Origin of the sequence: Pseudomonas sp. GL-B-19, assembly GCF_019956415.1 — a bacterium.
Classification (GTDB): domain Bacteria; phylum Pseudomonadota; class Gammaproteobacteria; order Pseudomonadales; family Pseudomonadaceae; genus Aquipseudomonas.
Genome location: NZ_JAHBDK010000081.1, coordinates 1 through 13,296, shown reverse-complemented (window position 1 = coordinate 13,296; position 13,296 = coordinate 1). Strand labels below are relative to the sequence as shown.

8 protein-coding genes and 2 pseudogenes are annotated in these 13,296 nt (G+C 59.0%); 1 reads left to right on the top strand and 9 read right to left on the bottom strand.

All coding sequences use genetic code 11. The annotated features are described in order from the left end of the window. Window positions 1-210: 210 nt before the first annotated feature. The 9 genes and pseudogenes from KGB06_RS26435 to KGB06_RS30200 form a co-directional block, all read right to left on the bottom strand. Complete coding sequence (locus KGB06_RS26435; protein WP_223521071.1) at window positions 211-1,131, bottom strand: LysR family transcriptional regulator; 921 nt, start codon at window positions 1,129-1,131, stop codon at window positions 211-213. A 205-nt stretch (window positions 1,132-1,336) separates the two neighbouring features. After that, window positions 1,337-2,203: an ABC transporter permease gene (locus KGB06_RS26430; protein ID WP_223521069.1), complete on the bottom strand. Its 867-nt coding sequence runs from the start codon at window positions 2,201-2,203 to the stop codon at window positions 1,337-1,339. A 20-nt stretch (window positions 2,204-2,223) separates the two neighbouring features. Then, on the bottom strand, window positions 2,224-3,084 hold the full coding sequence (locus KGB06_RS26425; protein ID WP_223521067.1) for an ABC transporter ATP-binding protein: 861 nt from the start codon (window positions 3,082-3,084) through the stop codon (window positions 2,224-2,226). Window positions 3,085-3,089: 5 nt separating this feature from the next. After that, the gene (locus tag KGB06_RS26420; RefSeq protein WP_223521065.1) at window positions 3,090-4,115 is read right to left on the bottom strand and encodes an ABC transporter substrate-binding protein; all 1,026 of its coding nucleotides are present in this window, start codon (window positions 4,113-4,115) and stop codon (window positions 3,090-3,092) included. Between the two features lie 17 nt (window positions 4,116-4,132). Continuing rightward, a complete protein-coding gene (locus tag KGB06_RS26415; RefSeq protein ID WP_411741878.1) occupies window positions 4,133-5,035 on the bottom strand; it encodes a TauD/TfdA dioxygenase family protein in 903 nt (300 codons plus the stop codon). A 304-nt stretch (window positions 5,036-5,339) separates the two neighbouring features. Next, entirely contained in the window at window positions 5,340-6,707 is a 1,368-nt protein-coding gene (locus KGB06_RS26410) for an HlyD family type I secretion periplasmic adaptor subunit (RefSeq protein ID WP_223521063.1), read from the bottom strand. Further along, window positions 6,697-8,853 (bottom strand): type I secretion system permease/ATPase, encoded by a 2,157-nt coding sequence (locus KGB06_RS26405; RefSeq protein ID WP_223521061.1) that lies wholly within the window; start codon window positions 8,851-8,853, stop codon window positions 6,697-6,699. The genes KGB06_RS26410 and KGB06_RS26405 overlap by 11 nt, the downstream gene beginning before the upstream one ends. 36 nt (window positions 8,854-8,889) lie before the next feature. Beyond that, window positions 8,890-9,153, bottom strand: a pseudogene (locus KGB06_RS26400) (channel protein TolC); the annotation flags it as partial. 7 nt (window positions 9,154-9,160) lie between these two features. Further along, window positions 9,161-9,376: pseudogene (locus tag KGB06_RS30200) on the bottom strand (TolC family protein); the annotation flags it as partial. Window positions 9,377-9,734: 358 nt separating this feature from the next. On the opposite strand from KGB06_RS30200, the gene KGB06_RS26390 reads away from it, so the two are divergent. Continuing rightward, window positions 9,735-13,296: beta strand repeat-containing protein (locus KGB06_RS26390; protein WP_223521059.1), on the top strand; the 3,562-nt coding region annotated here is incomplete at its 3' end.

The window sequence follows — 13,296 nt, the reverse complement described above, 5'->3', positions numbered from 1 at the left end:
TGAAGCATTGAGCTTGAACTCGCTGGAATAGGACTTTCGCATCATCATGCACACCTTAGATTTGGGCGCCATCATAGCGCCCTATTGATGTGTCCAATTTCATTAGGCCAGATCAGCCTGCTCGCGAATGCGGTGTGACATTCAACATTTAAGTCGACAGGCATACCGCTTTCGCGAGCAGGCTCGCTCCCACAGGGATTGGGGATTACTTCAGGTGGGCTGTGCCGCCAGCCACGTTTCGTCGCAGCAGGTTTTGAGGGTTTCACGCAGCCAGCGGTGAGCCGGGTCATTGTCAAACCTGGGGTGCCAGGCCTGAGTCAGCATCAGTGTGGGCAGCGGAATCGGCAGCGTGAACGAGCGCAGTTTCAAGCCCAGGCGCCGCACACTCAGCAACGCCTCTTTGGGCACTGGCAGAATCAGATTGGAGTCTGGCAGCGCGAACATCGCCGCATGGAAGCTCGGCGCAATCACTGCGACCCGCCGCTCCAGCCCCAAAGCGTTGAGCGCCGTGTCGATCGGCCCGCGAGCAATGCCACGGCGCGACATGCTGATATGAGAAAAACCGGCGTAGCGCTCAGCAGTAATCTCGTCATCGAACAGTGGATGATCCTCACGCACCAGACCGACGAAGTGGGTTGAGAACAGGTTCTGCACTTTCACTTCCGGCATGACGGGACGATTGTTACTCACACTTAAATCGATCCGCCCTTCGCGTAGCGCTTCGTCATCGCCATCGCCTTCCGGCACAAAGCGCAATTCACAATGCGGCGCTTGGCGTTCCATGGTGTCAAACAGCTTGCCGCCATAGACGCCGACAAAAAAATCATTGGCGCGGATGCTGAACCGCCGGCGCAACGAACCGAGGTCTACCACATCGGCCGAGCGAAACAGCAACGCGGCCTGCTCCACCACATCGCGCACCTGCTCACGCAATTCCAGCGCCTTGGGCGTCGGTACCAAGCCGCGACCGGCACGCACCAGGATCGGGTCGCCGATGGCCTCGCGTATCCGCGTCAGCGTTCGGCTCATGGCCGCCGGGCTGAGGTTCATCCGCCGTGCAGCGCCGACCACACTGCCTTCATCGAGCAAAGCGTCGAGGGCGACCAACAGGTTCATGTCCGGGAGTTGCATGCTGAGCACTCTTGGCTAATCTGGATTGATTCAGACGCAATGCTAGCAAACATCTCCTCCCAGAGATGTGTTGGCAGTTCCGGCGCCATCGCGAGGAGGCTCGCTCCCACAGTGGATCTTTATTGACCACCCATTTTCGGAACCACACACAAACCTTGTGGGAGCGAGCCTGCTCGCGAAGAGGCCAGATCAGACACCACAAATCTTACCGCTGCATCCCCCACCGCTTCACGGTCACTCGTTCCAGCGTATCGAACACCAGGTTCTCCACCAGCAACCCGATCAGGATCACCACCGCCAACCCGGCAAACACCTTGTCGGTGTACAGCTCATTGCGGTTCTGGAATATGTACCAACCCAACCCACCCTTGCCACTGGTCGCGCCAAACACCAACTCCGCAGCGATCAACGTGCGCCAGGCGAAGGCCCAGCCGATTTTCAACCCGGCAAGGATTGATGGCAACGCGGCCGGGATCAGGATAAACAGCACGAACCGCATGCCCTTGAGGCCATAGTTGCGCCCCGCCATGCGCAGGGTTTCCGAGACTCCGAGAAACCCGGCATAGGTGTTCAAGGCCAAGGCCCAAAGCACTGAGTGCACCAGCACAAAGATCAGGCTGTTCTGCCCCAGGCCGAACCACAGCAGTGCCAGTGGCAACAACGCAATCGCCGGCAGCGGGTTGAACATCGAGGTCAATGTGCTCAACAGGTCGCGACCAAACTGGGTCGACACCGCCAATGTGGTCAGGGCAAATGCCAGGACGATGCCGATCAGGTAACCCTTGAGCAACACCATCAACGAAATCCACACTTTGCCCAGCAATTCGCCAGTGAGCAAACCGTCATACAGCGCGCTGGCGGTTTGCAGAAAACTTGGTAGCAACAGGTCGTTGTTCTGAGCACGGGCAACCACTTCCCACAGCACCGCCAGCAAAATCAGGATAAGGCTTTTACGAATCCAGCCCTGTTGCCAGAGGCGCTGACCAAGCGGCAGTTCACGCTCCAGCGGTACGCTGGTCAGCGGCTGTAAAACGGTTTCGAACTCTTCACGCACAGATGATAAATGGCTCATCGGGCAAACCTCTCAATGGCTCAATAAGCGATGCGAATATCGGAAAAATCCAGCTCACGCTCGGTTTCCGCAGATTGCCCTTCATCAAACAACAACCGATGAATCCGTCGCGCCGACTCCTGAAACGCAACGCCGCCGAGGCTGTGCAAATCGTATTGATGGCTGTGGACTTCTGCCCGTACCCGACCCGGATGCGGCGACAACAGCAAAATGCGATTACCCACCACTAGCGCCTCTTCGATGGAGTGCGTGACGAACAACAGCGTGAAACGCACCTCTTCCCAGAGCAGCAGCAATTCTTCCTGCATCTTGCGACGGGTCAGCGCATCGAGCGCGGCGAAGGGTTCGTCCATCAAGAGGATTTTCGGCTGCATCGCCAAGGCGCGAGCGATGGCGACTCGCGCTTTCATGCCACCGGACAAAGTATGCGGATAAGCATCGGCAAACGCCGCCAGCCCCACCTTTTCCAGATAGTGCAGCGCCCGCTCTTCAGCCTCTTTACGTTTGAGCGTTTTGGACGCCAGCAGCGGAAACATCACGTTCTGTTTGACGGTTTTCCACGGTGGCAGTTGATCGAACTCCTGGAACACCACAATTCGGTCCGGGCCCGGCGCGTGGACAGTTTGCCCTTGCAGGCGAATCTCACCCTCACAAGGCTGAATAAAACCTGCGACAGCCTTGAGCAACGTCGATTTACCGCAACCGGACGGGCCGAGCAGCACAAAGCGGTCCGCCGGATCAATTTCAAAACTGACTTGATGGGTCGCCCGAACCACACGCTGCGGCGTGCGGTATTCGAGGCTGACATTGTCGACCGACAGCAGCGCTTGGGCTGCCGCGTTCGATTTGCTGACCGTGTGGCCTTGCAAAGGGGCGTTCATGAGAATCAGCTCCCTTGCAGCGGTTTGGTGTCCTGGAAGAAGTAGTCCTTCCACGAATCCGGTTTATTTTTGATCGCGCCGACCCGGTAGAGAAACTCGGCCAGTGGATAAGTATTTTTCGGCGTGATGCTGAATTCGAATTGCGGGTTGTCGATGATTTTCAACAACGCGGCGCGGTCGATTTTCGCCTTGGTGACGCGGAGGTACGTGTCGGCTGCCGCGCCTTTATCGTTCTGCGCAAATTCAGCCGCTTCAGTCAGCGCCGCAATGAAGGCCTTGTAGGTTTTCGGGTTCTCGTCACGGAATTTCTCGGTGGCGAACAGCACCGTCGGCGAGTTCGGGCCGAGCACGTCATAGGAGTTCAACACCACGTGGACGTTGGGGTTGGCCAGCTCCTGATCCTGGAACGGCGGGTTGGAGAAGTGCCCGGACAACTCGGTGCCACCGGCCACCAGCGCGGCCGTGGCGTCCGGGTGCGGCACCGCGATGGTGTACTTGTCGAGGCGATTGAACTCCTTGTCACCCCATTGCTTGGCCGCCGCGTATTGCAGGAAACGCGATTGCACTGAAACCCCAACAGCCGGCACCGCAATACGATCCTTCTCGGTGAAATCGGCGATGGTTTTGACTTTAGGATTATTGCTCACCAGGTAGTAAGGGAAGTTGCCGAGGGAAGCCACGGCTTTGACGTTCTGCTTGCCGTGGGTGCGATCCCAGATCGTCAGCAACGGGCCGACACCAGTGCCAGCGATATCAATCGAACCTGAGAGCAGCGCATCGTTGACCGCCGCGCCACCAGACAGCTGAGTCCAGTCGACCTTGATGTCGATGCCTTCCTGCTTGCCGTACTTCTCGATCAGGTTCTGATCGCGCACCACATTGAGCAACAGGTAAACAATGCCGAACTGCTCGGCGATGCGGATTTCACCTTCGGCGTGGGCCACGGTCGGCGCCACCAGGCTGCCGGCGATCAGGCTGAAACCCAGACCGATGGCGGCCGCCAGCGGTGCAAATGGAAGACGTTTGGACATGAGAATTCTCCGACAAATCAGAAAGGCGCGTCGCCCTGGATGGTGGTGCGAAACAGCTTGCGGCGCAGATGGCTGGGGCATCCGGCGGCGAGGTGGATCAGCGAGCGGTTGTCCCAGAACACCAGGTCATGGGGCTGCCATTGATGGCGGTAAATGTTTTGCGGCAGCACGCTATGGGCGTAGAGCTCATCGAGCAGTTGCTTGCTCTCGTCTTCCGGCAAACCGACGATGCGCGTGGTAAAGCCTTCGCTGACGAACAACGCCTTGTGTCCGTTTTCCGGGTGCGTGCGCACGATCGGATGAATCACTTCGGCGACTTGAGCGAGCTGCTCCGGCGTCAGGGTCGGGCGCCAGTTGCCTTCGAATTTGGTCTCGCTGTAACGCGCGGTGTAGGAATGCGCGGCGGATCGGCCTTCGACTGCTTTGCGCAACGCGTCGGGCAAGTTGTCCCAGGCTTTGTGCATGTCGGCGAATAAGGTGTCGCCGCCTTCGGACGGCAATTCCTGGGCGTGCAGCATCGAGCCCAGGCTTGGCAGCTCTTTATAGGACAGGTCGGAGTGCCAGAACTTGCCGGCGTCACCGAGGCCGATGGATTGGCCGTTTTCGATGATGTTGGAAACGATGAGGATTTCCGGGTGGCCGGCCAGCAGGAATTGCTTGAGCACATGGATCTGCAACACGCCGAATCGACGGCTGAAGGCGATCTGCTGCTCAGGGGTAATGCGCTGGTCGCGGAACACTACGACGTGATGATCCAGGTGCGCGCGATGGATGCGGGCGAAGTCCTGATCGTTGATTGGCCGAGACAGGTCGAGGCCGATGATTTCGGCACCGACGGCGCCGCTGAACGGGTGGATGTCAAAGGTTTGAGGCGCGATGCTTTGAGAGGCATTCGCTGAAGACAAAGAGACGGCTGACATAAAAATCACTCCCACGCACGGCACGCTCAAAGGCGCGCGCGTCGATCAAGAAACTCACGGAGGTCCCGTGTTGGTTCGTGTCGTGCGGCGCGCCGATTAGTCGGCAGGTACGCAGGAGAGTGACTTTATAGATATAAGAATTGAAATTTAAATACCGATAGCGAATAACGATATTGCTTTTGAGGTGTGTTGTCCTTGAAGCCGCCATCGCGAGCAAGCTCGGCTCCTACAGGGATCGTGTGATCAACACGGTCCCTGTAGGAGCCGAGCTTGCTCGCGAAGGGGCCATCGGCTTCACGAAAAACTATCGCTCGTGCAATGCCTCAGCCCGCGCCCGAATAATCGGTTTGAGCAAATAGCTGAGCACCGACTTCTTGCCGGTGATGATATCCACCGACGCCACCATCCCCGGAATGATCAGCAACGGCTTTTCATCCGTCCCCAGATGGCTGCGATCAGTGCGCAGCTTGATGATGTAGTACGTGTTCTTCTTGTCTTCATCGGTGATGGTGTCAGCGCCGATCTGTTCAAGCTTGGCCTTCAACCCACCATAAATGGTGTAGTCGTACGCCGTGAACTTCACCGTCGCTTCTTGCCCCGGATGCAGGAAGGCGATGTCTTGCGGGCGAACTTTCGCCTCGATCAGCAAGGTGTCGTCCAGCGGCACGATTTCCACCAGATCGCTGCCCGGCTGAATCACGCCGCCAATGGTGTTCACCAACAACTTGTTGACGATGCCACGTACCGGCGATGTCACCAGCGTCCGGCTGACCCGGTCTTCCAGCGCTTTGCCGGTGGCCTGGGCCTTGTTCAGATCGGTGCGCGCTTCGTTCAGTTGGGTCAGCGCTTCGCTGCGGAATTTGCCACGCGTCTCGTCGATCTTGCGCTGCACTTCCTTGATCGCCGATTCGGCTCGAGGGATCGCCAGCGTCGTGGCATCCAGTTGCCCGCGCGTTTCGACTTCCCCACGCTTAAGCCGCAGCACTTCAACCGGCGACACCGCGCCCTGGGCCACTAACGGCTCGGACATGTTGATTTCCTGGCGTTGCAATGCCAACCCGTTACGGTACTGCGACTGCTTAGAGGTGAATTCACGCAGCTCTTGCTGACGCTGGATCAATTGCTCCTGCAAACCACCGATTTCATCGTGCAGTTGCTGACGACGGCTGGTGTACAGCGACTCTTCGCTGGCCGCCTGAATGGGCACGGCTTTGAGCACATCAGCCGGGAAATTCAGCGGACGATCGTCAACTTCCGCACTCAAGCGCTCAACCCGCAGCAGCATCGACAATCGATCCGCTTCGGTTTCACCGACGTTGGAGGCAAAGCGCGTATCGTCCAGGCGAATCAGCGGCGCACCGGCCTCAACGATCTGCCCTTCCTTGACGAACAACTCAGAGACGATCCCGCCTTCAAGGTTCTGGATTTTCTGGATCTTGGACGACGGAATCGCCTTGCCGTCGCCCTTGGTGACCTCGTCGATCACGGCGTAGTTGGCCCAGAGCATCAGAAACACGAAAAATCCGATGATTGCCCAGATCGTCAACCGCACCACACGCGGGGCGTCTTCGATGAGGGCTTTGTTGACCTCGGGCAAAGGCTGGCCATGCAGTGAATCGGAGCCTTTGAAGTAACGACCGATCGCATTTTTGAAACCCGACTTAAGCAACACTGATCTGCCCCTTCTTCAACGCTTCCATCACGACGGCTTTCGGGCCATCGGCGAGAATTTGTCCACGGTCGATGACGATCAAGCGATCCACCAGCGACAACAGTGAAGCCCGGTGCGTGACCAGCACCACAGTCTTGTTTTCAATCATGGCCGCGAGGCGTTGTTTGAGGCGCTCTTCACCGGTGTTGTCCATGGCGCTGGTTGGTTCGTCGAGCAGCAGAATCGGCGGATTGAGCAGCAATGCCCGGGCCAGCGCGACGTTCTGGCGCTGACCGCCAGACAAGTTCTGCCCGCGCTCACCGACTTGCAGCTCATAACCTTGCGGGTGCAGACGGGCGAATTCATGCACACCGGCCAGTTCGGCGGCTTGCAAGACCAATTCGTCTTCGACATAACGTGCGCCCGACACCAGGTTGTCGCGAAGGGTGCCCGCCAACAGCTGGATGTCCTGCGCGACGTAGCCGATGTTGTAGCGCAATTCGCTCACGTCGATCTGGCGAATGTCGACGCCATCCACCAACAGCGCGCCGTCGTCCGGCTGGTAGAGCCCCACCACCAGTTTGGCCAGGGAGCTTTTGCCTGAACCGCTGCGACCGATGATGCCGATCTTCTCGCCCGGCTTGATGCTCAGGTTGATGTTCTTCAGCGCCAGGTTCTGCTGGCCCGGGTAGGTGAAATTCAACTGCCGGCACTCGATGCCGCCTTGCAGCACCTTGCGACTCAGCGGGCGCTCTTCGAAGTTGCGCTCTTGCGGCAACTCCATCATTTGATCGACCGAGGTCATGGTCACCCGCGCTTGCTGGTAACGCGTCAGCAGGCCGGACAGCGAAGCCAGCGGACTGAGGGCACGACCGCTGAGCATGTAGCAGGCGATAAGACCGCCCATGCTCAGGTTGCCGGCGATGATCTGGTACACGCCGAAGACGATCATGATGACCCCGGCCAGCTGCTGGATCAGCAACGTGATGTTCATCGCCAGGCCGGAGAGCATTTTCACCCGCAGTTCGAGGCGGCTGAGGGTGCCAATGGTTTGTTCCCACTGATACTGACGTTCGCTTTCGGCGTTGTTGACCTTCACCGCGTCGAGGCCGGCAAGGGTTTCGATCAGGCTCGACTGACGCTCGGCGCCCAGGGCCATGGTTCGCTCCATAGTCGCCACCAGCGGTTTCTGCAGTGCGTAGCCGATCAGCAAGGCAATCGGGAACGCCAGCACAGGAATCCACACCAGGTGCCCGCCGATAATTGCGATGACCATGAAGATCAGCAGCGTAAATGGCAGATCAATCAGGCTGGTCAGCGTCAGCGAGGCGAGGAAGTCGCGCAGGCTCTGAAACTCATGGATGTTCTGGGCGAAGCTGCCGACCCGGGCCGGTCGGTACTTCATGGCCATGCCGACGATGCGTTCGAACAATGTGGCTGAGATGATCAGGTCGGTTTTCTTTCCGGCCAGGTCCAGGCACAGACTGCGCAGACTCTTGAGGATCAGGTCGAACAGGTAAGCACCGGTAATGCCGATGGCCAATACCCACAGGGTCGATTCGGCCTGGTTCGGTACGACGCGGTCGTAGACGTTCATCACGAACAGCGGCGCGGCCATGGCGATGATGTTGATCAGGAAACTGGCGGCGATGGCGTCAGCGTAGAGCCAGCGCGAACGCTTGAGGGTGTCGCGGAACCACGAGCGTGCGCGCGGGATCAGCGTGCCGTGATTGACGTCGAATTTATGCTGGGGTTGGGCGAAAAACACTTTGCCGGTGTAGTCATCGGCGAGCAACTCGCGACTGACGACACTTTCGCCGCCATCGCTTTCGCTCAGAAGCACGCGAGCCTGGTCGTCACCCAGCCAGCCGAGCAGAACTGCACTGCGACCGTCCTTGAGCAACAACAGTGCCGGCAGCGCAATCGCCGGGATCTGCTCAAGCTTGCGTTGCAACACCCGACCTTGCAGGCCGGCGCGAGCCGCTGCGCGAGGTAGCAACTCGACGCTCAGGCGTTGCTTGGGCAATGGCAGGCCGGTGGTCAACATCGCGGCGCTGGCCGGCTTCTGATGCAATGTGCAAAGGGCTAGCAGGCCATCCAGTAACGGATCGTCATGCAGCGTGCGTGGATCATGGATGAGTTGAACCCGACTGACTTCTGATTCCACGCTCGACACTCTTGGCTAACGGTAAAAAGGGAGGACTCAATTCATCCCGAGGAGCTGAACCTGCGGCTTCACGTCGTTTTGCACAACGAAAGCTAACGGTGCGACCACTCCCTGGCGCTTGAGCAACGCGCTCATGGTCGCCTTGTTTCGGTATTGAGTAAATAACTGAATAGTTTTGATCTCAGCCAAACAACGGAAAGCGTTAAACAGTTCGTTTTCGCTGTCGATCAAGTAGCGCTCACAGAGACTGAACTGTTTCTAAAATACTGTGCGCACGCCGGTGTTGTGATCGACATATTGTTAAGCGGCCTTCACGACCATAACCGCCCGGCAGATCGACCCGGGGAAGGGATCCACCTTTGGCCGCCTTTAACCGATAATCCGCGGCCAATCGACTATTAATACTTGCCTGGACTTCCGGATGGATCTCCAGTGCCTGTTGTATTGCCTGCATAAGGATCTGTTCCTGAACAAAACCGGCCGCATTGGCGCTGGGTGAAGACTTGAACAGTTGCTGACGAATGGTTCGAATTCCTCCAGGACTTCTTGTCCTGAATCACTTAAGAACGTACGACTGCATTGGATATTGGCTGCTCGAAAGACCGTACGTCGGAAAGTAGAAAGTTAGCGCTGGATCACACTCGGCAGGACAGTTCGTTACCTAAATATCAATGTGACATTACTGGGACGAGTGTTTAGGATGGCAACTGCAAGGTCAATAGTTTGGCATATTGTTAATTACGAAAAAGTATAGACAATTTATTGACGAATAGCCGCGTCAAACTTACGTCTAATCTTGTTTGAAAGTACGCCCTGACTGGGCAGGCCAAGTCCGCCAAGTCCATGGAAGTCAACTGAACGCATCACCAGGAGAGTCTTCAATGAGCAGTGTTGTTGCCATCGTCAAAAGCATTGTCGGTCAAGTTTTCGCGGTGTCCCCAGAGGGCGTCCGTCGTGTACTCATTGAAGGCGATCGGCTGTTGGTCGGCGATCAGGTAGACACTGGTGCAGCGGGCGCCGTAACGCTCGAACTGGCTGACGGCCAGACCCTGGACCTGGGTCGCGACACTCAGTGGAGCGGCAGCGCTCCGGATTCCAGCAGCGGCCTGGCAGAAGCCACCGCACAAGCCGCGCCATCGGTTGAAGAATTGCAGCAAGCCATTGTTGCCGGCGCCGACCCGACCAAAGACCTTGAAGCCACCGCGGCCGGCCCTACGGCTGCCGGCACGGGCGGCGCGGCAGGTGGCGGTCACAGCTTCGTGATGCTGGATGCAACCGCTGGCCGGGTGGCCCCTACCGTTGGTTTCCCAACCGACGGTCCAGATTTCACTGCCACAACCACCACGCTCGATACCGGCAGCAATCAGAACACCACGGTCACCAACGCTCCGAGCGTACTGACCGCTGATACCGGCACACAGGCCGAAGACAGCGTCGCGACCGGCAACGTACTGAACAACGATAGCGATGCCGACACGCCTCTCAGTGTCGCCAGCTTCACCATCGCGGGCATGACCGGCAGTTTCACCGCAGGCCAGACGGCGGCCATCGTCGGCGTCGGTACGTTGACCATCGGCACCAATGGCAACTACACCTTTACTCCAGACGCCAACTACAACGGCGCCGTACCGCAAGTCACGTACACCACCAATACCGGATTGACCAGCACGCTGGATCTCACCGTGACGGCGGTCGATGATCCGAGTGTTTTGACTGCAGACACCCAAACCATTGCAGAAGACACGCCTGCGATCGGCAACGTGCTGAGCAACGACAGCGACATCGACAATGTCCTGAGCGTGGCGACCTTTACCATCGCCGGCATCAATGCCACCTTCACCGCCGGCCAGACCGCCACCATTGCCAACGTCGGCACCCTGGTCATTGCAGCCGATGGCGCCTACACCTTTACCCCGGCAGCCAACTACAACGGCACGGTGCCAACGGTCAGCTATACCGTCACTGACGGCTCCGGTACTGACGTCACTTCGACCCTGAACATCAGCGTGACCCCGGTTGATGACAGCTTCATCGATGCCAGCGAAACGGTCTCCGGTCTGGAAGATGCCCCAGTGACCGGCAGTGTCCTCAGCGGTACCTCGAGCGTCGACGGCCCTGTCAGCGTGGTGAAATTCGCGGTTGGCGGCACCCAGTACCAAGCCGGTGAAACCGCGACTATCACCAATGTCGGCACTCTGGTGATCGGGGCGAACGGGGCGTACACCTTCACCCCGGCGGCCAACTACAATGGCACGGTGCCGAGCGTCAGCTACACCGTCACCGACGGTTCCGGCACTGACGTCACTTCGACCCTGAGTATCAGCGTCACACCGGTGGATGACAGCTTCACCGATGCCAGCGAAACCGTGACCACCAGCGAAGACGCCGCCGTCACCGGCAGCTTGCTGGCGGGTACTTCGAGCGTCGACGGTCCGGTCAGCGTGGTGAACTTCACCATCGGCGAAACCACCTACGCCGCCGGCAGCACCGCGACCATCGCCAACGTCGGCACTCTGGTGATCGGGGCGAACGGCGCCTACACCTTCACCCCGGCGGCCAACTACAGCGGCACGGTGCCAAGCGTGAGCTACACCGTCACCGACGGTTCCGGTACTGACGTCACTTCGACCCTGAATATCAGCGTCACCCCGGTGGATGACAGTTTCACCGATGCCAACGAGACGGTTTCCACCCTGGAAGATGCCCCAGTGACCGGCAGCGTGCTGGCGGGTACTTCGAGCGTCGACGGTCAGGTCAGCGTGGTGAACTTCACCATCGGTGAAACCACCTACGCCGCCGGCAGCACCGCGACCATCGCCAACGTCGGCACTCTGGTGATCGGGGCGAACGGGGCGTACACCTTCACCCCGGCGGCCAACTACAGCGGCACGGTGCCAAGCGTGAGCTACACCGTCACCGACGGCTCCGGTACTGACGTCACTTCGACCCTGAATATCAGCGTCACCCCGGTGGATGACAGTTTCACCGATGCCAACGAGACGGTTTCCACTCTGGAAGATGCCCCAGTGACCGGCAGCGTGCTGGCGGGTACTTCGAGCGTCGACGGTCAGGTCAGCGTGGTGAACTTCACCATCGGTGAAACCACCTATGCCGCCGGCAGCACCGCGACCATCGCCAACGTCGGCACTCTGGTGATCGGGGCGAACGGGGCGTACACCTTCACCCCGGCGGCCAACTACAACGGCACGGTGCCAAGCGTGAGCTACACCGTCACCGACGGTTCCGGTACTGACGTTACTTCGACCCTGAACATCAGCGTCACCCCGGTGGATGACAGTTTCACCGATGCCAACGAGACGGTTTCCACTCTGGAAGACACCGCCGTGACCGGCAGCGTCCTCGACGGCACGAGCAGCGGCGACGGTCCGGTCAGCGTGCTCAACTTCACCATCGGTGCGACCACTTACGCTTCAGGCGCCACGGCGACCATCGCCAATGTCGGCACCCTGGTGATCGCCGCCGATGGCGCCTACACCTTCACCCCGGCGACCAACTACAACGGCACGGTGCCAAGCGTGACCTACACCGTCACCGACGGCTCCGGTACTGACGTCACCTCGACCTTGAATATCAGCGTCACCCCGGTCAATGACCCAAGCGTCCTGACCGCGGACACCAACACTGTCGATGAAGACCATGTTGCAACCGGTAACGTGCTGGGCAATGACCACGATGTGGATAATCTCCTGAGCGTCTCCAGCTTCAGCGTGAATGGGGTCGACGGCAGCTTCACGGCGGGCCAGACCGCAACCATGACCGGTGTCGGAACGCTGATCATCGCCAGCAACGGTGCTTACACCTTTACCCCGGCCGAGAACTGGAACGGCACCGTGCCGACCGTCACCTACACCACCAACACCGGCTCCACCAGCACGATGGATATCAGCGTCACCCCGGTCAATGACCCAAGCGTCCTGACCGCGGATACCAACACTGTCGATGAAGACCATGTTGCAACCGGCAACGTGCTGGGCAATGACAGCGATGTGGATAATCCCCTGAGCGTGACCACGTTCACGGTTGGCGGCACCGAGTACACCGCAGGCGTCCCGGCGACCATCGCCAACGTCGGCACCCTGGTGATCGGGGCGAACGGTGCTTACACCTTTACCCCGGTGGAGAACTGGAACGGCACCGTGCCGACCGTCACCTACACCACCAACACCGGTTCCACCAGCACGCTGGATATCAGCGTCACCCCGGTCAATGACCCGAGCGTCCTGACCGCGGACACCAACACTGTCGATGAAGACCACGCAGCCACCGGTAACGTGCTGGGCAACGACCACGATGTGGATAATCTCCTGAGCGTCTCCAGCTTCAGCGTGAATGGGGTCGACGGCAGCTTCACGGCGGGCCAGACCGCAACCATGACCGGTGTCGGAACGCTGATCATCGCCAGCAACGGTGCTTACACCTTTA

Bases quoted from the DNA above. Each gene is read 5' to 3' on its own strand.
- KGB06_RS26435 (WP_223521071.1), bottom strand. From the start codon at position 1,131: ATGCAACTCCCGGACATGAACCTGTTGGTCGCCCTCGACGCTTTGCTC.
- KGB06_RS26430 (WP_223521069.1), bottom strand. From the start codon at position 2,203: ATGAGCCATTTATCATCTGTGCGTGAAGAGTTCGAAACCGTTTTACAG.
- KGB06_RS26425 (WP_223521067.1), bottom strand. From the start codon at position 3,084: ATGAACGCCCCTTTGCAAGGCCACACGGTCAGCAAATCGAACGCGGCA.
- KGB06_RS26420 (WP_223521065.1), bottom strand. From the start codon at position 4,115: ATGTCCAAACGTCTTCCATTTGCACCGCTGGCGGCCGCCATCGGTCTG.
- KGB06_RS26415 (WP_411741878.1), bottom strand. From the start codon at position 5,035: ATGTCAGCCGTCTCTTTGTCTTCAGCGAATGCCTCTCAAAGCATCGCG.